The sequence below is a fragment of the Aurantiacibacter luteus genome (genome assembly GCF_001010945.1).
GTDB classification, from domain to species: domain Bacteria; phylum Pseudomonadota; class Alphaproteobacteria; order Sphingomonadales; family Sphingomonadaceae; genus Alteraurantiacibacter; species Alteraurantiacibacter luteus.
In genome coordinates, this window is record NZ_LBHB01000001.1 from 78,829 (window position 1) to 103,247 (window position 24,419).

The window sequence follows — 24,419 nt, forward strand, 5'->3', positions numbered from 1 at the left end:
GGCGGTGAACGGCTTGTGAATGGCGATGAAGCGAGCGTCGTCAGGCCGAACCCGAAGGCGGAGCAGCGGGATCCACCGCTTCCTCGGCGCGCCGCGCAAAAAGCTTGCGATCTTCCGGGCCGAAGCCCTTGTGCCAGATGACGAAGCCGTAGGTGCCGAGGATGAGCGGGATGCCGAAAGCGAGCTCGGCCCACTCGGGCAGGCGGATGACCAGCTGGCCCACCAGCACCGCCGCGAGTGCCGCCCAGACCAGCGGCCAACGCCAGTTGTTGATGCCCTGCTGGAGGATGCGCGAGAGCAGCACCGACTTGACCACCGAGCTGACCCCCAGCGCCACCATCAGCGCCGCGGCGGCGGCGGCGGCGCGGTAAAGATCGGCGCGCTCGGGCGTGGCAAAGTCCCAGCGGTCCACCACTTCCATCGCCGCGACCGTCAGCACCACCTGCAGCGCGATGACGCCGATGGAAATCCACAGGTTGCGCACCCGGGCGACGTAGACCAGCGCGGCCTCGCTGACGACGGCGGTGGCGGCGACGACCTCTGCCGCCAGCAGGAAGGCGAGTGCGGCGGTGCCGCCGACGAATTCCGGCCCCGTGAGACCCATGATGCCCTGGCCCGGAATGCCCAGCGCCAGCGCGATGCCCGCCTGCGCGGCGGTGATCCAGAAGCCCACCTGGCACACCTGTCTGGCGATGGCGGCAAAGTCGTTCTCGCGCAGGGCCTTCGTGATGACGGGGCCCAGGATCGGCTCGAAGCTGGTCTTGAGCTTCTGCGGCAGGCTGGCGACCTGCTGGGCGACGTAATAGATGCCCACCGCCGTCGGCCCGGCGTAGATGCCGAGGATCGCGATATCGACGCGCCGCGTGCCCCATTCGATCGCATCGGCCATGGCGAGCGGCGTCGCGCGCCAGGTCATGCGCGCGAGCGCGACCGGCCGCACCTGCCAGCCGCGCGGCCAGCCGTAGGTTTTGAAGAAGGTCCACAACGCCGTCGCCAGACCGGCGTAGATCGAGGCGAGGTAGGCCATGGCAAGGCCCGAGTGCTCGATGAAGGGCACGAACCAGAACACGCCCGCCAGGATTGAGATCGTCCACGGCTCCACCACCGCGCGGGCGCGCACCGTGGTGGCGATGTCGTAGCGATAGGCCTGCGCGGCGAGCACGATCTCGGTCAGCGCGTAGCCCGGAATGGCGAGGACCAGCAGCCGGTCGAGCGGGCCGTTCATGCCGTTGGGAAACAGCGGGGCGGGGAAGAACCACAGGATGAGCGCCGCCAGTACGGACAGCGCCGTCGCCACGAACATGCCGTCGTAGACAAGCGTGGTGGCGCGCCCCTCGGACTTGTGCTCGACGTCGCTCAGACGCTGGGCGAGGCCGCGCTTCTCGCCGAGCGAACAGAGCAGGGCGACCAGTTCGACCACCACCAGCGCGCTGGCGAAACGGCCGAGATCGTCCGCGCCGTAGAGCCGCCCGGCGATGAACAGGAACGGCAGCCGCGCGGCGAGCCGCAGCAGGAAGCCGAAGAAGTTGGTGCGACCGCCTTTGGCCAGCGCCTCGATGTCGCCGCCCGGCTCGCTCGCCGCATCCGTTGCGGTGCTCAAACCGACAGGCCCTCGCGCTTCAGCGGGCGGGCGAGGAGGGCGGCGACCACGTCCTTCGCGCTGGCACCTGCCAAGAGTTCGTTCACCGCCTCCACGATCGGCATCTGCACGTCCATGTTGGCGGCGATGCGGGCGAGCACCGGCGCGGTGTGCGCGCCTTCTGCGACGGTGCGCTTGTCGGCCAGCGCTTCGGCCGCGCTCATGCCTTCGCCCAGCGCCTTGCCAAGCGAAAAGTTGCGGCTGGAGGTGGAGGAGCAGGTGAGCACCAGATCGCCGAGGCCGCACAAGCCGTTCAGCGTCTCCGCCTTGCCGCCGCGCGCCACGCCGAACCGCAGCATCTCGGCAAAGCCGCGGGTGATGAGCGCGTTGCGCGCGTTCTGGCCGAGGCTCAGGCCCTCGACCACGCCGCAGGCGATGGCGAGCACGTTCTTGACCGCCCCGCCGACCTCCGCCCCCACGACGTCGTCCGAGTAGTAGGGCCGCAGGGCAGGGCGCGCGACGGCGGGGGCCAGCCGCTCCCACTGTGCCTCGCCGCCGCCGCAGGCGAGGGTGACTGCGCAAGGCAGCCCGGCGGCGACCTCGTGCGCGAAGGTGGGGCCGGAAAGGACGGCGATAACGCTGCCGGGCGCGGCCTCGTGCGCCACGTCGTGCATCATCCGCCCCGTGCCCGCCTCGATACCCTTGGAACACAGCACGAGATCGCGCGGAAAATGCGGCATTTTTGCCAGTGTCGCCGCAGTATGCTGCGCGGGGGTAACGATCAGCAGCGCGTCGCAGTCGGCCATGGAAGCAAGGTCGCCGGTCGCCTCGATGCTGGGGGCGAGCGTGGCGGAGGGCAGGTAGGGCTCGTTCCGGCGCGTGGTGTTGATGGCCTCGGCAAGGCCGTCCTCCAGCGCCCAGAGGCGCACGGGCCGCCCGTCCGACGCCAGCGCCTGGGCCAGCGCCGTGCCCCAGGCGCCTGCTCCGACCACACCAATGATCCGCTCACCCTGAGCTTGTCGAAGGGTCATGCCTTTACTCCCGCGCCGCGCGCCGGTTCGGCATCGGGATCGAGCGGCCAGCGCGGGCGCGCCTGGAAATCGAGCGGGTCCGCCGGGAAACACGCGGCGAGGCGCTCGACGCCGGCCCAGGCGATCATCGCGGCGTTGTCCGTGCACAGCGGCAGCGGCGGGGCGGTGAAGGGCAGGGCGAACTCGGCGGCGAGGCCTTCCAGCCCGGCGCGCACCGTGCGGTTGGCCGCCACGCCGCCCGCGACGACCAGCGCAGTCACCTCGCCCATCTCGGCAAGCGCGCGGCGCGTGCGGTCGAGGATGCAGTCGAGCGCGGCCTGCTGGAAGCTGGCGGCGAGGTCGGCATCGGAATACTGCCCGCTCTCCTTGGCCCGCAGCACGGCGCTCTTGAGACCGGCGAAGCTGAAATGCGGCTCGGGCCGGCCCTTCAGCGGACGCGGCAGCGGCACGGCCTTGGGATTGCCCTCCAGCGCCAGCTTTTCCACTGCCGGTCCGCCGGGGTAGCCGAGCCCCAAAATCTTGGCGGTCTTGTCGAAAGCCTCGCCCAGCGCATCGTCGATGGTGGTGGCGAGGCGGCGATACTTGCCCACGCCTTCCACGCGCAAGATCTGGCAGTGCCCGCCGCTCACCAGCAGCAGGGCGTAGGGGTATGCGAGCGAGGCATCGGCCAGTCGCGGCGAGAGCGCGTGGCCTTCGAGGTGATTGATGGCGAACAGCGGCCTGTCGCTCGCCATCGCCAGCGCCTTGGCACTGACGAGGCCGACCATCACCCCGCCGATGAGGCCCGGTCCGGCGGTGGCGGCCACCGCGTCGCAATCCGCAAGGGTCACGCCCGCCTCGTCCAGCACCCGCGCGATCAGCGGGGCGAGGCGCTCGGCATGGGCGCGCGCGGCGATCTCCGGCACCACGCCGCCGTAGGGCGCGTGCTCGGCTTCCTGGCTGGCGATGGCCTGGGCGAGGATGACGCGCCCGTCCGTCACCAGCGCGGCCGCCGTCTCGTCGCAGCTGCTTTCGATGCCGAGAACCAGGGTCATGCCGCTTGCCTTAGCGTGTCGGGCCGCTAGGGCAAGCGCACCCATGCCCGATGCCCCCCTCCTCAAGCTCGGAACCCGCCGTTCGCCGCTGGCGATGGCGCAGGCCGAGGAAGCGCGCGCGCGGCTGTGCGCGGCGCACGGCTGGCCGGACAGCGCGGTGGAACTGGTCCCCGTCATCGCCAGCGGCGACAAGGTGCAGGACCGCGCGCTGGCCGAGATCGGCGGCAAGGCGCTGTGGACCAAGGAGCTCGACCAGTGGCTGGCGGACGGCACGATCGATGCCGCGGTCCACTCGCTGAAGGACGTGGAGACGGTGCGGCCCGATAGCCTTGCCATCGCCGCCGTGCTGCCGCGCGCCGACAAGCGCGACCGGCTGGTGGGCGCATCGTCCATCGCCGGGCTGCCGCAGGGCGCGGTGGTGGGCACCAGCGCGCCCAGGCGCGCCGCGCAGCTGCTCCACGCCCGACCCGATTGCACGGTCGTGACATTCCGCGGCAATGTCGCCACCCGCCTCGCCAAGTTGCAGGCGGGAGAGGCGGACGCGACCTTCCTCGCCGCCGCGGGGCTGGAGCGGCTGGGCCGCTCCGACGTGGGCCACGCGCTGGATCCCGCCGACTGGCTGCCCGCGCCTGCGCAAGGGGCCATCGCCATCGAGTGCCGCGCCTTCGACGAGCGGGCGCGAGACCTGCTGGCCGCCATCGACCATGCCCCCAGTCGCGCCGAGGTCATGGCGGAGCGCGCTCTGCTGCTGGCGCTCGGCGGCAACTGCCATTCGCCCATCGCCGTGCTTTGCGATCTCGACGGCGACGCGCTTGCCATGCGTGCCGCCCTGTTCAGCCCCGCCGGGCAGGAGCGGATCGACGGGGAGGCGCGCTTCGCTGCCGGCGATACCGAAGCGCCCGCTCGGCTCGCCGCCGACCTTCTCGCCCGCGCGCCAACCGGCATCGCCGCCTTTTTCGCCGGGCCGCCGAAGTGAGCCCGGCGTGATCTTCGCCATCCGCCCGGAACCCGGCCTGCAGGCGACGCTGCAACGCGGGCGCGACATGGGTCTTGCCGTACTCGGGCGGCCATTGTTCGAGGTGGTGCCGCTGCGCTGGACCCCGCCGCCCGCCGATCGGTTCGACGCGCTGCTGATCGGCAGCGCCAACGCCGTGCGCCACGCGGGCTCGGCGCTGGAGGCCTTCGTCCACCTGCCCGTGCACGCAGTGGGCGAGGCGACGGCCGATGCGGCGCGCGAGGCGGGCCTGACCGTCGCCCACGTCGGTACCGGCGGATTGCAGCAGGTGGTGACCGCGGAGAAGGGGGATAAGCGCTTCCTTCGCCTCGCCGGGGCCGAGCACGTGGCGCTCAAGCACCCCAGGCGCATCGCCATCACCGTCCGCGAGGTTTACGACGTGCGCGCGCTGCCGATCACCGGCAGCGACGAGGTTTCCCTGCGGGTCGGCGATCCAATCGTCCTGCTCCACTCCGCCGCCGCCGCGGCGCATTTCGCCAGCGAGTGCGATCGCCGCGGACTCGACCGGGGTCGCATAGCGCTCGCATGCATCGGGCCGCGCGTCGCCGCCGCCGCCGGCAAGGGGTGGAAGGCCTGTCGCAGCGCTCCACAGCCCGACGATGCGGCGCTGCTTTCCCTAGCCGAAAACATGTGCCATTAATGCTACGCGCCTGAAGGGAGAGGATAAGGGATCGCCTCCTCCACGGGTGCGAAGGACGGATATGGACCAAGGCCACGATTTCCGGCCCGCCACCTTGCGCCAGGGCAGGCCGGGGGTGCGACCGGTGCTTTACGGCGTGATTGCCGCGTTTTTGCTGGGCGCGCTGGCGATGTGGGCGCTTGCCCGCAGCGATGCGCTCGGCGGCCTGCTGACCGTGCGCGCAGATGCACCGGTAGCCGCCACCACCACTGCTACCGATGAGCCCCTGCCGCTGGCCGCCGGCGACCTGGCCGAGCCCGCGCCCACGCCGTCCGCCTCTTCCGTCGCCGCGCAAACGCGCCAGGCGGTGGCGGACGTGGCGCAGCAACAGGGCGGCATCGACGCGCGCGTGGCCGCGCTGGAGCAGCGGCTGACCCGGCTCGATATCCAGGCACAGAACGCCTCCTCCAACACCGCGCGGGCCGAGGCGCTGTTCATCGCCTTTGCCGCGCGCCGCGTGATCGAGCGGGGCGAACCGCTCGACTACCTCGCCGACCAGCTGCGCCTGCGCTTCGGCGAGGATCGTCCGCGCGCGGTGCAGACCATCATCGACGCCTCGCGCGATCCGGTCACGCTCGACCAGCTGCTGGCCCGGTTCGAGGGGCTGGCTCCGCAGCTAGACGACGCGCCTGAGGGGGAGGACGTCTTCACCCGGCTCGGCCGCGAAATCTCGGAAATCTTCATCGTCCGCCGCGAGACCACCGCCTCGCCGGTCGCGCAGCGCCGGATCGAGCGCGCGCGCAGCTTCCTCGAAGCCGGGCGGCTGGAACCCGCGGTCTCGGAAGTGCGGCAACTGCCCAATTCGGCCGCGGCGCTCGACTGGATCGCCGATGCCGAACGCTATGCAGCGGCGCAGCGGGCGCTGGAAACGCTGGAGACCGTGGCCGTGCGCGACCCGCGCGAGCTGCGCGATGGGCGCGGCGAACCGATCGACTAAATCCTAGCCGCGCAGCAGCTCGGGCAAGTCGCCGCTCATCCCGCGCGCCTCGTCCATGAACCAGCGCTTCAGGGCAGGCATCCGCTGGACCCCGGCCATGCCGAGGCGGCGCACCATGCTCGGCGCCTTGCCGGGAATGCCGAACAGGCGGGTGAGCCCGTCGGTCGCCAGCGCGACCATGAAGGCATCGAGCCCGCGCCATTTCTCGTACCGCGCGAGCAGCTGCGCATCGCCCGGCTCGAGCCCGATCCGCGCTCCCTCGGCGATGACCTCCACCAGCGCACCCACGTCGCGCAGGCCCAGGTTCAGGCCCTGGCCGGCAATGGGGTGAATACCGTGCGCGGCATCGCCCACCAGCGCCAACCGTTGCCCGACAATCCTGGCCGTGTGGTGGAAGCCGAGCGGATAGGAACTGCGCGGGCCGTTCAATTCGACCTTGCCGAACACGCCGTGCATCCGCTTCTCGACCTCGGCGAGGAAGGCGCGGTCCGAAAGCTTGAGTGTGCCCGCCGCGTCCTTCTCGTCCACCGTCCACACCAGCGCCGAGCGATGGCGGCCCTCCGCGTCATCTAGCAGGGGCAGCAGCGCGAAGGGCCCGGTGGGGTAGAATATCTCCCAGGCCACGCCCTCGTGTGCGCGTTCGTGCGTCAGCCCGGAGATGATGGCGCGGTGACTGTAGTCCCACTTGGCGATGGGAATTGCCGCATCCTCGCGCGTGGGCGAGCCGCGCCCTTCCGCGCCGACCATCAGCGCGGCTTCCAGCACCTGGCCCTCGGCCAGCGTCGCGGAAACTTGGTGCTCGCCGCGAAGGCGCTCCACGATCTCGGCGCGCGGATGCCAGGCGATAAGCGGCTCGTCCCTGGCCGCCTCGAACAGCGCGAGGCGCAGTGTGCGATTGGCGAACATCCGGCCCAGAGTGTCTTTTTGGGGCGTTCCTTCGTGCGGTTCGGGCACGAAGTCGATGCGGCCGGGCCTCATCGCGTCGCTGACGGCAATGCTCTCGATCGGGCAGCCATGCGGTTCGAGCGCATCGGCAAGGCCGATGTTGGTGAACAGGTTCCAGCTGGCGGTGGAGATGGCCGAAGCGCGGCCGTCGAAGCCCTCGGCGGTGAGATCGGCCGGGTCGGCGCGGTCGACGACGTGGCTCGACAAACCCTTCTTCGCCGCTGCCAGCGCCAGCGTCATGCCGACGAGCCCGCCGCCGAGGATGAGGAGATCGCGCCGGGGATTTGCCTTGTCGGTCATGTTCCCAGCACCTAGGTGCAGCGCGATATGCAGGCAAGCCTGACCTTGATGCGGTACCTGCTCGCGGCGCTGCTGTTGTGGGCCCATCTGCTGTTTGTCATGCCTGCCGACGCGCAGGCGCCGCTACAGGCCAATCGCATCGCCGCCGACCTCGTCGCCGAGCACGCTCCCGTACCGGGCGAGACTCTCACCGTGGCGCTCCGCTTCCGCCCGCAGGAGGGCTGGCACGGTTACTGGTCGAACCCGGGGGAGGCAGGTCTCGGCATGACGCTCGATTGGCGCCTGCCGCCGGGCTGGCGGGCGGGCGAGCCGCAATATCCCGTGCCCGAGCTCCTCTGGCTGTTCGACATCGCCAACCACGCCTACGAGCGCGACTATGCCGTGCTGGTGCCGCTGGAGGTGCCTGAAGGTGCGATGCCGGGCGCGCCGGTCACGCTCGATGCGCAGTGGCTCGCCTGTTCGGACCAGCTCTGCGTACCCGAGCGCGCCACGCTCACCCTGCGCTATCCGCAGGCCTCGCCCGCATTTGCCGCGCAGTTCGATGCCGACCGCGCCGCCATCCCGCCGCCGCTCGAGAGCCGGGCGCGCTTCGCCTTCTCCCCGGACCGTCTGCGCCTCGCCATCCCGCTTCCGGCGGCAATGACCATCGGCGATCCGCACGTCTTCATCGCCCAGCAAAACCTCGTCGACTATGGCGCGGTGCAGACCTATTCCCGCGAGGGCGACCTGCTGGTGGCCGAGATCCCGCGTGGCGGCCTGCGGGAGGAAGCAAGCCTGGTCGGCGGCATCCTCGCGTTCGGCAACGGCGAGGGCGTGCGGTTCGAAGCGGTGGCGGGCGATGTACCGACCGGCGGCCGCCCGCTGCGCGGCGAGGGCAGCGATGCGCCGCTGTGGCTGCTCCTTGGCGGCGCATTGCTCGGCGGCTTGTTGCTCAACCTCATGCCGTGCGTCTTTCCCATCCTCAGCCTCAAGGCGCTGACGCTGGCCCGCGTGGGGGAAAGCGAGGCCAAGGCCCGGGCCGAGGGCGTGGCCTATACCGCGGGCGTGGTGCTCGCCTGCACGGCGCTGGGCGCGATCATGCTGCTGCTGCGCGGTGCGGGCGAGCAGGTGGGCTGGGCCTTCCAGCTGCAACAGCCGCTGGTCGTCGCCGCGTTGCTGGTGCTGGCCGTGCTCGTGACCGCCAATCTCGCCGGGCTGTTCGAGCTGCCGATGCTGCCGATCCGCAGCGGGGGCCGGATGAGCGCCTTTGCCACCGGCCTTCTCGCCGCCGTCGTGGCGACGCCGTGCACCGGCCCCTTCATGGCCGCCGCGATGGGCGCCGCGCTGCTCCTTCCCGCGCCGGAAGCCATGCTGCTGTTCGCCGCGCTGGGGCTGGGGCTGGCGCTGCCGTTCCTGCTGCTCGGGTTCGTGCCGCCGCTGCGGCGCCTGCTTCCGAGACCGGGCGCATGGATGGAGCGATTCCGCCGCATCATGGCCGTGCCGATGGGGCTGACCGCACTCGCGCTCGTGTGGCTGGCATGGCGGCTCGGCGGCCTGCATTTCGCCTTTGCCGCGCTGGCGCTGGGCGTGCTGCTGGTGACGCTGTTCGTGGCCTGGCGCTGGGACAACTTGCCGGTGGCGGCCATCGCCGGGGCGGTCGCACTCTACTTTGTCGCCTCGCTGCCTTTCCGCGCAGAGGAGCAGGCCGCTGCCGCCGAGGCGAGCCTGCTTGACCCGGTACCCTTCAGCGAGACCGCGCTGGCCGAGGCGCGCGCGTCGGGTCGACCGGTCTTCCTGTGGTTCACCGCTGACTGGTGCGTCACCTGCAAGGTCAACGAGCGCGTGGCCATCGAGCGCGAGGATACCCGCGCGGCCTTCGCGGCGGCGGGCGTTACCGCCGTACGCGGCGACTGGACGCGCGCGGACCCGGCCATCACCCGCTTCCTCGAAGCGCAGGGCGCGGCGGGCGTGCCGCTCTACCTGTGGTATCCGGCAGGCGGCGGCACGCCCGAACAGCTGCCGCAGATCCTGACCCCGGCCATGCTGGCACAGCGCGCCGCGCGCTAGGGCGTCGTCGTCGGGCCCGGCGCCGGGGTCGGGCTGGGGGTGGCTTCGGGAGCGGGCATCCGCGCCTGTCCGCCCGAGCGGCACCAGTCGAGGAACTCGCCCGGCATCCGACTGCCCCTGATCTCCAGCATTCCGTGGCCCGGCAGCGTCGCGTCGATGTCGCGCGTGCCCTCGAACACCTCGGTCATGGGATCGTCCGAGGGAAGCCTCGCCTCCCACCGCCATTCCCCGTCATGCAGCGCCGCGTCGGCGAGGAAGCGGCTGATCATGCCGTTGCCCACGAAGGGGAACAGCGCGCTCTGGCCGGGAAAGGTCTCGGCATGGCGCACGATCACCAGCTCGGTCGGCGAAGCGTCCAGCTTGCATTCCAGCGAGAGCCACGGCGCCGCGCCCGCGTTGCCGAAGTCGATGCCCTGTCCGTCCGAGGCGACGCGCCAGCGCGCCATCGACGTATCCGGCGCCGGCTCTGCCGTCCCCTCGTGCACGCGCACGTCTTCCAGCGCCATGCGGCTCGGCTCGGGCGCGGGCTGGGCAGGCTCGCTGCCGCAGGCGGCCAGCGCCAGCAACGCCGGCAGGGCGAATGCGCGGATCACGTCAATGGTTGCGGATGAAGGCGCGCAGGTCCGCGGACAGCTTTGCCCGGTCCTCGTCGCGAATGTACATCATGTGCCCGCTTTCGTAGTAGTGGAACTCCACCCGGTCCTGCGGGATGCCGACGCGGGTCAGCGAATATTCCGCCCCGAAGAACGGCGTGGCGAAATCGTAGTAACCCTGGCCCACGAAGGTGCGTAGCGCGCTGTTTCCGCGCATGGCCGTGCCGATCAGCGGGGCGACGTTGAGATAGGCCGCGCGCCCCCTGCCGCCCAGCGACCAGTTCCACGGGCCGACGCTGCCGATCGACTGGTATTCGCGGTCGGTCCGGAAGCCCAGCCGCTCGCGCGTCCAGGTGTTGATCGCGGCGGTGTAGCCGGCATCGATGCCATAGAAGCTGGGATCGTTGTCCACGCTCTCCCCGGCGTTGTCGTAGTCGCGCCCGGTGTAGCGCGCATCCAGCCGCCCGATGGTCAGGCCGCGGTCGCGCAGCAACTCCTTGTAGAACCGGTCGTCGGTCACCCGCAGCTCGGCATTGTCGAGGAACCGCTCGGACAGGCCGGTCAGCCGGGCAAGCTCGGCGCGGACCGAGGCGCGCTCGTCCGCCGGAAGGTTCTGGCCCTGCAGCAGTGCGTGGGCGTAGGGGCCGATGGCGAACTGGCGCGCTTCCTCCACGATCGCCTCGACCGAGGGCGCCTGCACCAGCCCGTGGTAATAGGCCGCCGCCGCCTGGCTGGGCAGCAGGGTGATGTAGGCCATCTCGTTGCCCGGCGTGGGCTCGCGCGCGGCGAAATCGAGGATGGTGGAGATGAGGATGAGGCCGTTCAGGCCGACGTCATTGTAGGTGCTGCCCTCCAGCTCGTCGACGACCATCGCGGTGCGCGTGGTGCCGTAGCTCTCGCCGCCGAGATACTTCGGGCTGTTCCAGCGGCCATTGTCGTTAATCCAGCGGCGGATCACCTCGGCCACGGCGCGCGCATCCTCGCGCAAGCCATAATAATCCGCGGTGTCGGTGCCCGGCGTAACGTAGCTGAAGCCCGTCCCCGGCGGATCGATGAAGACGAGGTCGGCGACGTCGAGCAGGCTGTCGGGGTTGTCGACGATGGGATAGGGCGGCGCCCCGTCGTCGCGCGCGTCGGAGGGAATGGCGACCCGCACCGGCCCGAACGCGCCCATCTGCAACCACACCGAGCCCGATCCGGGTCCGCCGTTGTAGATGAAGAAGACCGGGCGCGAGGCATCGCGCGGGGTGCGAACGTAACTGGTGGTGACGATCACGGCTTCCTGCCGCCCTTCGTCGCTCTCGATGATCGTCTCGCCCATTGTCACCCGATAGGGCACCCGAACCCCGCCGAAAGTGCCGACCATGTCGGCGGTGCGGACCTGCGGCACAATGGCTTCGGCCTGCGCGGCGACAGCGGGCGCGTCCTGCGCAAACAGTGGGAGGGGAAGGGCGAGAAACGCGGCGGAAGCCAGCGCGAACAGGCGAAACGTCATGGCGCGCGCTTGTGGCAGATGGCGCCCACGGGGGCAATCGCGCCTTCGGGCTACTTCCCGAACTTACGCTGCGTCCGCCCGTACCGCATCTTGCGCGTGCCCGGCTTACCTTCGTTGCTGCGGCCCACGAGCGGTGCCTTCTTCTCGCCGTCGGGGATGCCGAGTTCGTCGTTCTCCAGCCGGCGGATCTCGTCGCGCAGGCGGCCGGCTTCCTCGAACTCGAGGTCGGCGGCGGCGTTGCGCATGCGCTTTTCGAGGTCCTCGATGTAGGCGCGCAGGTTGTGGCCGACGAGGTTGTTGCGTTCGGGATCGCCGGTGTCGATCGTCACCCCGTCTGCGGCGGCGGAGTGGGCGACGATGTCGTGGATGCCGCGGCGGATGGTCTTGGGCGTGATGCCGTGCTCGGCATTGTACTCGCGCTGCTTCTCGCGGCGGCGCTCGGTCTCGGCCATGGCGCGTTCCATGGAGCCGGTGATGCGGTCGGCGTAGAGGATCACGCGTCCGTCCACGTTGCGCGCGGCGCGGCCGATGGTCTGGATGAGGCTGGTCTCGGAGCGCAGGAAGCCCTCCTTGTCGGCGTCGAGAATGCAGACCAGCCCGCACTCGGGAATGTCGAGCCCCTCGCGCAGCAGATTGATGCCGATCAGCACGTCGTAGACGCCGAGCCTGAGGTCGCGGATCAGCTCGATGCGTTCGAGCGTTTCGACGTCGGAGTGCATGTAACGCACGCGCACGCCCTGTTCGTGCATGAACTCGGTCAGGTCTTCCGCCATGCGCTTGGTCAGCGTGGTGACGAGCGTGCGGTAGCCCATCTTGGCCGTCGCCTTGCACTCGGCGATGCAGTCCTGCACCTGGTCCTCGACCGGTTTCACCTCGACGGGCGGGTCGATCAGGCCGGTGGGGCGGATGACCTGTTCGGCGAACACGCCGCCGGTCTGCTCCATCTCCCACCCGCCGGGCGTGGCGCTGACGGCAAAGGTCTGCGGGCGCATCGCGTCCCACTCGTTGAAGCGCAGCGGGCGGTTGTCGATGCAGCTCGGCAGGCGGAAGCCGTATTCGGCCAGCGTCAGCTTGCGGCGGTGGTCCCCGCGCGCCATCGCGCCGATCTGCGGGATGGTCTGGTGGCTCTCGTCCACGAACAGCAGGGCGTTCTCGGGCAGGTACTCGAACAGCGTGGGCGGCGGCTCGCCCGGCAGCCGCCCAGTCAGGAAGCGGCTGTAATTCTCGATGCCGTTGCAGCTGCCGGTGGCGGCGATCATCTCGAGGTCGAAGTTGGTGCGCTGCTCCAGCCGCTGGGCTTCGAGCAGGCGGCCCTCGGCGTGGAGTTCCTTCAACCGCTCCTCCAGCTCGAACTTGATGGCCTGCGCGGCCTGCTTCATCGTCGGGCCCGGCGTCACGTAGTGGCTGTTGGCATAGACGCGCACGGTCTTGAGCACGGTGCCCTTCTTGCCGGTCAGCGGATCGAACTCGGCGATTTCCTCGATCTCGTCGCCGAAGAAACTGACGCGCCAGGCCGTGTCCTCGAGGTGGCTGGGGAACAGCTCCAGGTTGTCCCCGCGCACGCGGAAGTTGCCGCGCGCGAAGGCGGCGTCGTTGCGCTTGTATTGGAGGGCGACGAGCTTGCGGATCAGTTCGCGCTGGTCGACGCTCTCGCCGGTCTTGATGTCGAAGATCATGGCCGAGTAGGTCTCGACCGAGCCGATGCCGTAGAGGCAGCTTACCGAAGCGACGATCAGCACGTCGTCGCGCTCCAGCAACGCGCGCGTGGCCGAGTGGCGCATCCGGTCGATCGCCTCGTTTACGCTGCTTTCCTTCTCGATGTAGGTGTCGGACCGCGGGACGTAGGCCTCGGGCTGGTAGTAGTCGTAGTAGCTGACGAAATACTCGACCGCGTTGTCGGGAAAGAAGCTCTTGAATTCGCCGTAAAGCTGCGCGGCGAGGATCTTGTTGGGGGCGAGCACGAGCGCCGGGCGCTGCAACTGCTCGACCACCTTGGCCATGGTGAAGGTCTTGCCGCTGCCGGTGACGCCCAGCAGCACCTGCGTCTGGTCGCCATCGCGCGCGGCGGAGACAAGTTCCTCGATGGCGGCGGGCTGGTCGCCGGCGGGCTGGTAGTCGCTGACGAGCTTGAACGGCCGCCCCCCTTGGGACTTTTCCGGCCGCGCGGGTTTGTGCGGCACAAAGGCGCCGCTGGTGTCGGGTTCTTCGAGGCCGCGGCGGATGACGAGTTCGCTCATTGCCGGGGATATGGGCGCGGCGGAACGGAATGGCAACGCGGCCTTTGCGCGATGTTTACGCCTTACTAGCAGGCAGGGCTTGGAACAGGAGGAATGCCATGATCCCGCGCCACGTCATCGCCCTGCTCGCGCTGTTGCTGGGCGGCTGCGGCGACGATCCCGACAACGTGCCCGAATACGGCCAGTGGGAGCTCGTCCGCACGCTCGATTCGGTGACCATAGACGGCATGGTGCTCGCGCCCGAGGGTGTTGCCGAGTTCCGCCAGTTCGAGGGCACGGAGCAGCACTGCGGGGAGCCTATCTACACCCGGGCCGAGTGGCAGGCGGACGATGTTTCCGACCGCACCGGCGGGCAGTGCGAGCTGACAGACTACTCGCACGACACGCGCGGCGCGCGGCTAGTCGGACGTTGCACGATCGAAGGCGAGGGGGTGGAATATACGCCCACGCTCACCGGCCGCTCGACCTTCGATGCCACTTCCACGCGCGACGTCGTGACGATGGAGGGCACTCTCACCGTTCCCGGCGATTCCTCGCCCCACGTGATGAAGGCCATCGCCGTGCAGGAGGGGCGGCGCATCGACGATTGCTAGGGCGCTTGATCGCGGGCGGGCCATGCGGCACCCTCGCGCCATCGACTGCCGCCGAGGGGAAGACCTTATGCCACGCCAATTCGTCGCCAACCTGGCCATAGCTGCCGCTGCACCCCTGCTGATGCTGGCTGCCCTCGAACGATCCCGGCGACGAGGCCGATGCCGATACCGCTGCCGCGACCGAAACCGGGAGCGAAGAGCAGACCGGCATGGCGGGGGCGGCGACCCGGCTGGGCGAGGAAGGGATGCGCCCGCAGGCCGGGCAGTACCGCGTGACCACCGAGCTGCTGGAATTCTCCATGCCGGGCGCGCCGGCCGGGGCCGCCGACATGATCCGCCAGCAGATGGCCGAGAACCAGGGCAGCGAATATTGCCTGACCCAGGCCGAGGTCGACGAAGGCTATGAGGAAATGGCACGCCGTTCGCAGGAGGCGGGCGAGAACTGCAGCTTCAGGCGCTTCGATGCGAACGGCGGCAACATCGATGCCGAGATGGTCTGCGCCACGCCGGGGCAGGGCGAGATGACCGTCACAATGACGGGGCGGGGCACGCCGACGAGCTCGGTGATGGAGACGCGCCTCACCGGATCGCTGCCCGGCATGGGCGAGATGGCCATGCGCGCCCGCGCCACGCACGAGCGCATCGGCGATTGCTGACCCGGCACGACGCTTGCACGGCTGGCCCGATTTGGGACGCGCCGCGCGGCGCGCGCCCGGGGTCATTGGCAGCGCGCTGCCGCGAGGGTAGCCCAACGGCCGATCGCATTGCGCCAGCTCGCGCCGTGCCGCCGGAACCGATTGAGGATACGACCATGCGCCCGACCCGTCCTGCCCGCACCCTTCTCCCGCTTGCCGCGGCGCTCGCCCTCGCGGCCTGCAATTCGGAAGAGCCCGCGATCGATGCCGCGCTGACCGGGGAGGAGGTCGCCGGAATGTCCGACAATGGCACCGCGCTGCAGCCGGGCGAATATTCCACCGCGCTGGAACTGATCGAGATCGACGCGCCCGGCGCGAGCGAAGAGCAGCTGGCCGAAATGCGCTCCGAATTCGCCAGCGGCGCCGAAGAACCGCAGCTCTATTGCGTCACCGACGGGATGAGCCGCGAGGATTGGCTTTCCGCGATGGCGCAGGCTAGTTGCACGCTTTCGAGCCTCACTGCCGAGGGCAGCTCGATCGAAGGAGCGATGTCGTGCAACGCCGACGAGGGCCTGAACGGACGGGTGGAATTTGCCGGCACGGTGAACCAGTCCGACGCCGACCTGCGCCTGACCTATCCGCTGCCGCTGCAAACGGGCGAGGCGACCGTGCGGTTCGGCGTGAAGTCCCAGCGCACCGGCGACAGCTGCGGCTGATCGCGCTGCTCGCGGCGGCGGGCCTGGCGCTCGTCGCCTGCGGTGACGACGGCCCGGTGGACGAGCGGGTGCTGATCGCCCGCGCGGACACGCTGCCACGGCCGCAGCCCGGCCTCTATCGCACCACCAACACGCTCGTCAGCTTCGCGATGGCCGATCCCGGCCCGGCGGACGAGGCCTTTGCGCGCGAGAACCTGCGCACCGGCATCGAGTCGCAAGGCGAGCATTGCATCACCGCTGCGCAGGCCGCGCGCGGCTATCGCCCGATGCTGGAAGCGATGAACGAGGACCAGTGCCGGTTCGACCGTTTCGACGTGGACGGCGAGCGCGCCGCGGCCGAGATTGACTGCGGCCAGCAGGGTGCCGCGACCATGCAGATCGCCATGACGATGACGGCGCGGGCCACTTCCTCGCGCATGGAAAGCCGCGTCGTGCAGACGGGCCCGGACGTTCCCGGCCAGCGGCTCGAACTGGTGCGGCTCACCGAAAGCGAGCGGATCGGCGAATGCCCCGCACCCGCTCCGCCGCAGGCCGCGGCGCCGGGCTGAGCGTGCCGCTGTTTCCCGTCGAGAGCGACGAGGAGCCGCTCCTCGCCCGCATGAAGCGCGGCCTCGCGGGCATGGGCTCGGCGCTCGCGGGCAGGGCGCAGCTGATGCGCGGCACTGCGCCGGCCGAGGCCCATGTCCCGCCGCTGCGACTGTTCCTTGCAGAGCTCGGCGCCGTGGCCGAGCCGCTGCGCATCCGCTTCCGCCCCGACCTGCCGATCAGGCCTGCGCAAAGGCCGCGCGTCGTCATCCTTATCCCCGGTTTCGCCACCGGGCCCACGCGCATGCGCTACATGGCCGAGCAGCTCGAGCGCGCCGGGCACACAGTCAAGCGCTGGGGCCTGGGACACAACATGGGCCCTACGCCCGAGACGCTGGACCTGATCGCCGCGCGGGTAGAGCAGGTGCGCGAACGCTACGGGCAGCAAGTTGTGCTGGTGGGCTGGAGCCTGGGCGGGGTCTTCGCGCGCGAGGTCGCCAAGCGCGTGCCGCAGCACGTCGCCAAGGTAGTGACGATGGGATCGCCTTTCAGCCACACGCCCTATTCCAACAATATCTGGCGAACCTACCAGGTGGTCGCCGGGCACCGGGTGGAGGCGCCGCCCGTCGCCGCCGACCCGCGAACCAAGCCGCCGGTCGAGACGGTCGCCTTCTGGAGCCCGCGCGACGGCGTGATCTCGCGCCGGGCGGCCAGCGGCACTGCGGACGAGCGCGACCGGGCGGTGGCCCTCAGGTGCACGCACCTCACCTTTCCCACCTCGCCCGACTGCATCATGGCGCTTGTGCGGGAACTGGAAAGCTGACAACCCTGTTATAGAGAGGAGGCGCCGCGACCGTGCAACGGGGCGGTGAACGCCGCGTCACACTCTCGAGGGGTCATCACCGTTTCCGAGCAGCCGACATTCGACGAGATGCACGCGCCCGACGGTTCGGTGCGCGAGGCCTATGCCGGCTATCAGGAATGGCTGGGCGCGCAGGACGAGAGCTGGATGCGCTCGAAGAACTTCGAGGCGGAGAGTTTCTTCCGCCGCACCGGCATCACCTTCAACGTCTATGGCGAGGACGATGCCGAGGAACGGCTGATCCCCTTCGACATGGTGCCGCGCATCATCACTGCGGGCGAGTGGCGGCGGCTGTCGAAGGGCATCGAGCAGCGGGTGAGGGCATTGAACGCTTTCATGCACGATCTCTACCACCGGCAGGAGATCATCCGTTCCGGCCGCCTGCCCGAACGCCTGTTCCGCAACAACAAGGCTTGGCTGCCGCAGATGGTGGGCTTCAACCCGCCCGGCGGCGTCTACACGCACATCACCGGCATCGACCTGGTGCGGACCGGCCCGGACGAATTCCTGGTGCTGGAGGACAATGCGCGCACTCCGTCGGGCGTCAGCTACATGCTGGAAAACCGCGAGACGATGATGGCCATGTTCCCCGAGCTGTTCAGCAAGGTGAACGTGCGCCCCGTGTCGGATTATCCGCGCCGCCTCGCCAACAGCCTCGCCGCCTGCGCGCCCGAGGCGGTGGCCAAGGGTTCGGGCGGCAAGCCGACCATCGCCGTGCTGACGCCGGGCATCTACAATTCCGCCTACTACGAACACGCCTTCCTCGCCGACCAGATGGGCGCGGAACTGGTCGAGGGCAGCGACCTGCGCGTGGTGAACGGCCGCGTGCAGATGCGCACCACGATAGGGTTCAAGCCGGTCGACGTGATCTATCGCCGGGTGGACGACGAGTTCCTCGATCCACTCACCTTCAATCCCGCCAGCGTGCTCGGCGTGCCGGGCATCATGGATGTCTACCGCGCGGGCCGGGTCACCATCGCCAATGCGCCGGGCACGGGCGTGGCGGACGACAAGGCGATCTATTCGTTCATGCCCGACATCGTGGAATTCTACACCGGCGAGAAGCCGCTGCTGCCCAATGTCGATACCTGGCGCTGCGCCGATCCAGATTCGCTCAAGTACGTGCTCGACAACCTTGCCGAACTGGTGGTGAAGGAAGTGCACGGCTCGGGCGGTTACGGCATGCTGATCGGCCCGACGTCGAGCAGGCAGGAAATCGAGACCTTCCGCGCCAAGCTCATCGCCGATCCGGACAACTACATCGCCCAGCCCACGCTCTCGCTCTCGACCTGCCCGATCTTCACCCGCAAGGGTCTCGCCCCGCGTCACGTCGACCTGAGGCCCTACGTGCTGTGCTCGCCCGACGGGGTGGAAATCACCCCCGGCGGACTGACCCGCGTGGCGCTGAAGAAGGGTTCGCTGGTGGTCAACTCCTCGCAGGGCGGCGGCACCAAGGACAGCTGGGTGCTCGATGACTGAGAGGGGGCCGCTATCTTGCTAGGCCGCGTCGCTAACGGCATCTTCTGGATGTACCGCTACCTCGAACGGGCGGAGAATACCGCGCGCCTGCTCGCCGCCGGGCACCGCATGACGCTGACCCGCGGGCCGGACGTCGCCAGTCAGGAATGGAAGTCGGTGCTGACCACGCTCGGCCTCAAGAGCGCCTACGAGGCGCGGCACGGCGACTATACCGGCGCGCAGGTGAGCGATTTCGTGCTGCGCAGCCGCCACAATCCGGAAAGCGTGCTGTCGATGGTGGAACGCGCGCGTACCAATGCCCGCTCGTGCCGTTCGGCGCTGACCGGCGAGGTCTGGGAAGCGGTCAACGAGGGGTGGATGTCCTTGCGCGACCTGCTGGAAAAGCCCGTGCGCGATGCCAACCTCAACCAGTGCCTGCACGCCATCCGGCGGGAGAGCACGCTGGCGCGCGGGGCGACCCACGGCTCCATGCTGCGCAACGAGACCTACGGTTTCGCGCGGCTGGGCACTTTCCTCGAACGGGCGGACAATACCGCGCGAATCCTCGATGTGAAATACTACCTGCTGCTTCCCTCGCTCAGCTATGTCGGGACTGCGCTCGACAGCGGGCAGTGGGACAACGTGCTGCGCTCGCTTTCGGCCGAGCGCGCCTATCGCTGGCTTAACGCAGGGCGCATGGACGCGCGCTCCATCGCCGACTTCCTGATCCTCGACACGCGGTTCCCGCGCAGCCTCGTGTTCTGCTACGCCATGATGCGCCAGAACCTTTCCGAGCTTGCCCAGCTCCACGGCGAGGAGAACGAAGCGCACATGCGCATGCGCGAGGCCGACCTGCGCCTCGCCGATCGCACGATCGAACAGATCTTCGACCAGGGTCTGCACGAATTCCTGATCGACTTCATCGCCGGCAACCAGGCCATCGCCGGTGCCATCGCCCAAGACTATCGTTTCACCAACTAGGGGAGAGGAGACAGACGATGCGCCTCTCGATCCGCCACACCACGCGCTATCGCTTCGCCGATTCCGTGTCGCACGGCGTCCAGCGATTGCGCCTGACGCCCAAGGAAACGCAGGGCCAGACGATCCTCGACTGGTCGATGTTCTACGAAGGCGCGCAAGAGCAGCTGAGCTACGACGACCAGAACTTCAACCACGTCACCCTGATCGCGGTGGAAGAGGGCGCGCGCGAGGTCGTCGTGACCTGCCAGGGTCACGTGCAGACCGAGGACAATGCGGGCGTCATCGGACAGCACGCCGGGCACCTGCCGCTGTGGGCCTTTCTCGGTTATACGCCGCTGACGAAGCCGGGGCCGAAGATCAAGGCGCTGATCGCCAAGGTCGAGCGCAGCGCAGACGGCATGGTCGGCACCCTTCACAACCTGTCCGCCGCCATCCGCGAAAGCGTGGAATACGGGGTGGGCACCACGGGCGTCAACACGACGGCGGAAGAGGCGGTCGTCTGCGGAAGCGGCGTGTGCCAGGACCACGCGCATATCTTCATCGCCGCCGCGCGCAGTCTCGACATCCCGGCGCGCTATGTGTCCGGCTACCTGATGATGAACGACCGCATCGAACAGGACGCGACCCACGCCTGGGCCGAGGCGCACGTGCAGGGACTGGGCTGGGTGGGCTTCGATATCTCCAACGGCATCAGTCCCGATCCGCGTTACGTGCGCGTGGCGACGGGCCGCGACTATGCCGACGCAGCGCCCGTCACCGGCATTTCCTTCGGCGCGCTGACCGAGGATCTTCAGGTCGATCTCTCGGTGGAGCAGCAAACGGTGGAACAGTAAGCCGCGCCCTTTGCCCGCGTGTCCGCCCGGAGGTAGACCCTGCCCATGACCTATTGCGTTGGAATGGTTCTCGACAAAGGCCTCGTGCTGATGAGCGACACCCGGACGAACTCGGGCGTCGACAACATCTCGGTGTTCCGCAAGATGTTCACCTGGTCCAAGCCCGGCGAGCGGATCATCTCGATGATGACCGCGGGCAACCTTGCCACTACCCAGGCAGTCATCAGCAAGCTGGAGGAGCGCACCAAGACCCCGGCGGAGCGCAACAACTCGCTGATGGAACTGCCCACCATGTTCCAGGTGGCCGCCGAAACCGGCGCACTGCTGCGCGAAACGGTGAAGGAGACGCAGGAGAGCAACGGCGCGCGCGGGCGCGGGCGCTTCACCGCATCGATCATCCTGGCCGGCCAGATCAAGGGCATGGAGCCGCGCCTGTTCCTGATTTATCCGGAAGGCAATTTCATCGAGGCGAGCTTCGACACGCCGTTCTTCCAGATCGGCGAGACCAAGTACGGCCGTCCCATCATCATTCGCGGCTACGACCGGCAGATGAGCTTCGAGGACGCGGTAAAGCTGCTGATGGTCAGTTTCGATTCGACCCTCAAGGCCAATCTCTCCGTCGGTCTGCCGCTGGACTTGCTGGTGATCGAACGCGACACCTTCGAGCGCACGCACGAGAAGCGCATCGAGCACACCGATCCCTATTTCGACGCGATCTCGAGCAGCTGGAGCGACGCGCTGCGCAACGCCTTCCACTCGCTGCCGGATTACTCGTTTTACCAGCCCAGTGAAACTACGTAGTGCTGCCGCGAATTTGCCTGACGTTGAAATGCTCTGATAGCTTGAGCGACACAGAAACTGACTAATTACTCGCAAGATCACTGCCCACTAAGTGCGTTTCCGTAGTTTTACGGAATGCTTTTCTCCGCGTTTCCACGGCACAGTCCCCGCATCACAATTTGCGGGGCAATTCAGATGGATCAGCGAATTACGATGCACATCGTGGGCGGCGACAGCCGTTCGCGCGCCGCCCAGTCGCGGATGGTGCTGTCGATGGGCCACCATGCCGAGGTCTACTCCGATCTCGTCGAGCTGCTCGATCGACCGCCGGTGGACGGCATCATCGTCGCCTCCAGCAACGTGGCCCGGGAAGGGACGGTCGAACTGCTCGAGGAACTGGCCGACAACGGCATCTGGCTGCCGCTGGTCGCCGCTTGCGAGGATCCGGGCGTGGACGAGGTCGTGGCGGCGATCCAGGCGGGCGCGCTCGACTTCATCTCGCTGCCGATGACCGAGGACGAACTGCGCCGCGTGGTCGCCCATGTCCGCTCCGATGCCGGCCGCCATGCCGAGGCGCGGCGACGCCTGATCGACGCGCGCCGACGCATCTCGGCCCTGTCGAAGCGCGAACGCGAGGTGCTCGACTGGCTGAGCGAGGGCTGCTCCAACAAGGCCATTGCCCGCGAGCTGGAAATCAGCCCGCGCACGGTGGAGATTCACCGCGCCAACATGATGGGCAAGCTGGGCGCCAACCACGCTGCCGAGGCGGTTCGCCTGCGGCTCGAGGCGGGGACACGTCGCCGAAAAAAGCCGGTGGCGGCGGCCCGGCGCGCTACTGACACGCAGGGCGAACTGATCCAGACCATGATCATCCCGCAGCGAATAGGGTGATCTGTCTGCGAAGCCGCGTCCGCGGCTTCGTCCTCGCTAGACGCGCTCCGCCTTCCGCCGCGCCCGCTGCGGGCGGGCGGTCGCGCCCGTCGGCGAAGCTCAGGACAGGCTTGCGGTCGGATGGTCGCCGACCGGGGTGAATCTCATCGACAATACGAATTCCCCTCGACCACGCCTTCGACATGAAGGTGATCGTGGTGCGCGGCATTGTAGTCCGGGCCCAGCACCGTGCCGAAGCGGCGGCAGGCGCTGCGCTGCACCGTGCGCAGGAACTCGCGCTCGGCCGCGGTGCCGCCGTTCCAGCCCGCCTGCACGGTAATGCGCCGCCCGTCGGCGAGGGTGAAGCCGCCCACGTCGATCGCCGCCGCGGTGGCGTGGGCCGATCGGCGGGTGCTGCCCGCCACGTTGCGGCACGAATAGCTGCCCATCGTCTGGATGCTCGCCAGCGGGCTGCCGAGGATCTGCCGCGCCGCGCGGTCCACGCCGAACCGCGCCCAGGCGGCGAATGCGGCGCCGACCGGGCAGGTGACGGGGCCGATGTTGCTGACGCCGAGATCGCCCGAATCGCCGCGAAGGGCATGCATCTGCACAGTGCCGAGCGTGGCGCAGCCCTGCTCGCGGTACCGGTCGGGCAGGGGGTCGAAGCGCACGCCGCTCTGGCCCAGTGCGCTCAGGCACTGCGCCGCGGCGGCACTGCGGGCGGCGGGCAGCGGCGCGGCGATGCGCGGAGCGGGGGCGGTCGACGCGCGGCCCGCGTTCGTCGTGCGGGCGTCCCGCTCACCGCCGCCGCCCGGCAGCATGGAGCATCCCGCGAGCGCGAGGCTCAGGAGAGGGAGTAGCGCGATGGTCCTCATGGCGATCATCCTGCGGCGTTCAGCGTCCCCCGTGGTTAGGACCGGCATGGTTAACACCGCTCTAACGCGCCGCATCGTCGCGGGCGGCGGAACCGGCAGACGGTTTCGCAAGTAACCTTTGACTCGTGACCACGCATCCCTAGTGCCGCCGGCGGGCCACGCGGTCCCAACGCCGCGCGAGCTCTCTGCAAGGAGAGAATACATGACTGACCAACCCGCTCTGAAGCCGGAGCGCCCGTTCTTTTCGTCCGGCCCCACCGCCAAGCCTCCGGGCTGGTCGCTGGACAAGATCGACACCCGTAGTATGGGCCGTTCGCACCGCTCGAAGCTCGGCAAGTCCCGCCTCAAATACGCCATCGACCTCAGCCGCGAACTGCTGGGCGTGCCCGACGACTATCTCGTCGGCATCATGCCTGGCAGTGACACCGGCGCGCTGGAATGCGCGATGTGGACCATGCTGGGCGCCGGGCCGGCGACGGTCGCGGCGTGGGAAAGCTTCGGCAACGTGTGGATTCAGGACGCGGTCAAGCAGCTCAAGCTGCCCGACCTGACCGTGCTCGAGGCCGACTACGGCGAAATCCCCGACCTCGCCAGCATCCCGCAGGACAACGACGTCGTCTTCACCTGGAACGGCACCACCTCGGGCGCGAAGATCGCGGACACCGACTGGCTGGTTCCAGGCCGCAAGGGCGTGACGATCAACGATGCCACCAGCGCCGTCTTCGCGCAGGAGATGGACTGGGCCAAGCTCGATGCCACCACCTACTCGTGGCAAAAGGTGATGGGCAGCGAGGCCGCGCACGGGATGCTGGTCCTCAGCCCCAAGGCCGTCGAGCGCATCGAGAGCTACGATCCCGCCTGGCCTCTGCCCAAGCTGTTCCGCCTGAAGAAGGGCGGCAAGCTGAACCGCGACATCTTCGAAGGCGCGACCATCAACACCCCCTCCATGCTGGCGACCGAGGATTACATCGTCAGCCTCGAATGGGCGCAGTCTATCGGCGGGCGTCAGGCCATGTTCGAGCGCGCCGACGCGAACGCGAAGATCGTCACCGACTGGATCGAGGCGACACCGTGGCTGCGAAACATGGTGCCCGACCCGGCCCAGCGGACCAACACCGGCGTGTGCATGGTCTTCCAGGGCGACTGGTACGAGAGCCTTTCGCCCGACGATCAGGCCGCGGTGCCGAAGAACATTGCTTCCAAGCTGGAAGCGCTGGACGTCGGCTACGACTTCAACGGCTACCGCGACGCCCCGCCGTCCTTGCGCATCTGGTGCGGCGGCTCGGTCGAGCAGGAGGACATCAAGCGCCTGCTGCCGTGGATCGAGTGGGCCTATGCCGAGGCGCAGGCCGGGCGGCTCTAGCCACTGCTTGTCCCTTCACAGCTCATCCTGAGCTTGT

At 68.9% G+C, this 24,419-nt stretch carries 23 protein-coding genes; 15 read left to right on the forward strand and 8 right to left on the reverse strand.

What is annotated here, in order from left to right; genetic code table 11:
* Positions 1-40 precede the first annotated feature (40 nt).
* The 3 genes from AAW00_RS00305 to tsaD are packed head-to-tail and all read right to left on the reverse strand — an operon-like array spanning position 41 to position 3,644.
* Entirely contained in the window at positions 41-1,600 is a 1,560-nt protein-coding gene (locus AAW00_RS00305) for a lipopolysaccharide biosynthesis protein (protein ID WP_047002387.1), read from the reverse strand.
* Positions 1,597-2,610, reverse strand: a complete 1,014-nt coding sequence (locus tag AAW00_RS00310; protein WP_047002388.1) for an NAD(P)H-dependent glycerol-3-phosphate dehydrogenase — start codon at positions 2,608-2,610, stop codon at positions 1,597-1,599. Before AAW00_RS00310 ends, AAW00_RS00305 begins: the two co-directional genes overlap by 4 nt.
* Positions 2,607-3,644, reverse strand: a complete 1,038-nt coding sequence (gene tsaD, locus AAW00_RS00315) for a tRNA (adenosine(37)-N6)-threonylcarbamoyltransferase complex transferase subunit TsaD (RefSeq protein WP_047002389.1) — start codon at positions 3,642-3,644, stop codon at positions 2,607-2,609. The genes AAW00_RS00310 and tsaD overlap by 4 nt, the downstream gene beginning before the upstream one ends.
* 43 nt (positions 3,645-3,687) lie before the next feature.
* On the opposite strand from tsaD, the gene hemC reads away from it, so the two are divergent.
* The 3 genes from hemC to AAW00_RS00330 all read left to right on the forward strand — a co-directional run bounded on the left by hemC (position 3,688) and on the right by AAW00_RS00330 (position 6,275).
* Entirely contained in the window at positions 3,688-4,620 is a 933-nt protein-coding gene (gene hemC, locus AAW00_RS00320) for a hydroxymethylbilane synthase (protein WP_082124855.1), read from the forward strand.
* Positions 4,621-4,627: 7 nt separating this feature from the next.
* A complete protein-coding gene (locus AAW00_RS00325; protein ID WP_047002390.1) occupies positions 4,628-5,299 on the forward strand; it encodes a uroporphyrinogen-III synthase in 672 nt (223 codons plus the stop codon).
* A 61-nt stretch (positions 5,300-5,360) separates the two neighbouring features.
* Positions 5,361-6,275, forward strand: coding sequence for an MICOS complex subunit MIC60 (locus AAW00_RS00330; protein ID WP_047002391.1), 915 nt, complete (start codon positions 5,361-5,363; stop codon positions 6,273-6,275).
* A 3-nt stretch (positions 6,276-6,278) separates the two neighbouring features.
* Here AAW00_RS00330 and AAW00_RS00335 read toward each other — a convergent pair whose 3' ends face one another.
* Entirely contained in the window at positions 6,279-7,520 is a 1,242-nt protein-coding gene (locus AAW00_RS00335; protein ID WP_047002392.1) for an FAD-dependent monooxygenase, read from the reverse strand.
* Positions 7,521-7,535: 15 nt separating this feature from the next.
* Between AAW00_RS00335 and AAW00_RS00340 the strand changes: the two genes are divergently transcribed.
* Positions 7,536-9,566, forward strand: a complete 2,031-nt coding sequence (locus tag AAW00_RS00340; protein ID WP_338151452.1) for a protein-disulfide reductase DsbD family protein — start codon at positions 7,536-7,538, stop codon at positions 9,564-9,566.
* Here the strand turns inward: AAW00_RS00340 and AAW00_RS00345 are convergent.
* Genes AAW00_RS00345 through uvrB form a run of 3 tightly spaced genes read right to left on the reverse strand, consistent with a single transcriptional unit; the run spans position 9,563 to position 13,891 of the window.
* Positions 9,563-10,159 carry a hypothetical protein gene (locus AAW00_RS00345; RefSeq protein WP_047002393.1) on the reverse strand — a complete coding sequence of 199 codons (597 nt, stop codon included), beginning with the start codon at positions 10,157-10,159 and terminating at the stop codon, positions 9,563-9,565. The genes AAW00_RS00340 and AAW00_RS00345 overlap by 4 nt on opposite strands.
* 1 nt (position 10,160) lies before the next feature.
* The gene (locus AAW00_RS00350; RefSeq protein ID WP_047002394.1) at positions 10,161-11,654 is read right to left on the reverse strand and encodes a S10 family peptidase; all 1,494 of its coding nucleotides are present in this window, start codon (positions 11,652-11,654) and stop codon (positions 10,161-10,163) included.
* A 50-nt stretch (positions 11,655-11,704) separates the two neighbouring features.
* On the reverse strand, positions 11,705-13,891 hold the full coding sequence (gene uvrB / locus AAW00_RS00355) for an excinuclease ABC subunit UvrB (RefSeq protein WP_047002395.1): 2,187 nt from the start codon (positions 13,889-13,891) through the stop codon (positions 11,705-11,707).
* Between the two features lie 98 nt (positions 13,892-13,989).
* On the opposite strand from uvrB, the gene AAW00_RS00360 reads away from it, so the two are divergent.
* From AAW00_RS00360 to AAW00_RS00405, 10 genes are all read left to right on the forward strand, one after another.
* Positions 13,990-14,484, forward strand: coding sequence for a DUF3617 domain-containing protein (locus AAW00_RS00360; RefSeq protein ID WP_047002396.1), 495 nt, complete (start codon positions 13,990-13,992; stop codon positions 14,482-14,484).
* Between the two features lie 209 nt (positions 14,485-14,693).
* Entirely contained in the window at positions 14,694-15,140 is a 447-nt protein-coding gene (locus tag AAW00_RS00365; protein WP_082124857.1) for a DUF3617 domain-containing protein, read from the forward strand.
* Between the two features lie 155 nt (positions 15,141-15,295).
* Complete coding sequence (locus tag AAW00_RS00370) at positions 15,296-15,835, forward strand: DUF3617 domain-containing protein (RefSeq protein WP_156169883.1); 540 nt, start codon at positions 15,296-15,298, stop codon at positions 15,833-15,835.
* Between the two features lie 56 nt (positions 15,836-15,891).
* Complete coding sequence (locus tag AAW00_RS00375) at positions 15,892-16,383, forward strand: DUF3617 domain-containing protein (protein ID WP_047002399.1); 492 nt, start codon at positions 15,892-15,894, stop codon at positions 16,381-16,383.
* Positions 16,341-17,183, forward strand: a complete 843-nt coding sequence (locus AAW00_RS00380) for an esterase/lipase family protein (protein WP_082124859.1) — start codon at positions 16,341-16,343, stop codon at positions 17,181-17,183. The genes AAW00_RS00375 and AAW00_RS00380 overlap by 43 nt, the downstream gene beginning before the upstream one ends.
* Positions 17,184-17,291: 108 nt before the next feature.
* Positions 17,292-18,701, forward strand: a complete 1,410-nt coding sequence (locus AAW00_RS00385) for a circularly permuted type 2 ATP-grasp protein (protein ID WP_047002400.1) — start codon at positions 17,292-17,294, stop codon at positions 18,699-18,701.
* Between the two features lie 15 nt (positions 18,702-18,716).
* Entirely contained in the window at positions 18,717-19,661 is a 945-nt protein-coding gene (locus tag AAW00_RS00390) for an alpha-E domain-containing protein (protein WP_047002401.1), read from the forward strand.
* 17 nt (positions 19,662-19,678) lie between these two features.
* The gene (locus AAW00_RS00395) at positions 19,679-20,494 is read left to right on the forward strand and encodes a transglutaminase family protein (protein ID WP_047002402.1); all 816 of its coding nucleotides are present in this window, start codon (positions 19,679-19,681) and stop codon (positions 20,492-20,494) included.
* Between the two features lie 45 nt (positions 20,495-20,539).
* Positions 20,540-21,295, forward strand: coding sequence for a proteasome-type protease (locus AAW00_RS00400; RefSeq protein ID WP_047002403.1), 756 nt, complete (start codon positions 20,540-20,542; stop codon positions 21,293-21,295).
* 174 nt (positions 21,296-21,469) lie between these two features.
* On the forward strand, positions 21,470-22,165 hold the full coding sequence (locus AAW00_RS00405) for a response regulator transcription factor (protein ID WP_082124860.1): 696 nt from the start codon (positions 21,470-21,472) through the stop codon (positions 22,163-22,165).
* Positions 22,166-22,308: 143 nt separating this feature from the next.
* Here AAW00_RS00405 and AAW00_RS00410 read toward each other — a convergent pair whose 3' ends face one another.
* Entirely contained in the window at positions 22,309-23,019 is a 711-nt protein-coding gene (locus AAW00_RS00410; protein WP_156169884.1) for an extensin family protein, read from the reverse strand.
* 202 nt (positions 23,020-23,221) lie between these two features.
* Here AAW00_RS00410 and AAW00_RS00415 point away from each other — a divergent pair, with 202 nt between their 5' ends.
* Positions 23,222-24,382 (forward strand): phosphoserine transaminase, encoded by a 1,161-nt coding sequence (locus AAW00_RS00415; RefSeq protein ID WP_047002405.1) that lies wholly within the window; start codon positions 23,222-23,224, stop codon positions 24,380-24,382.
* Positions 24,383-24,419: the final 37 nt, after the last annotated feature.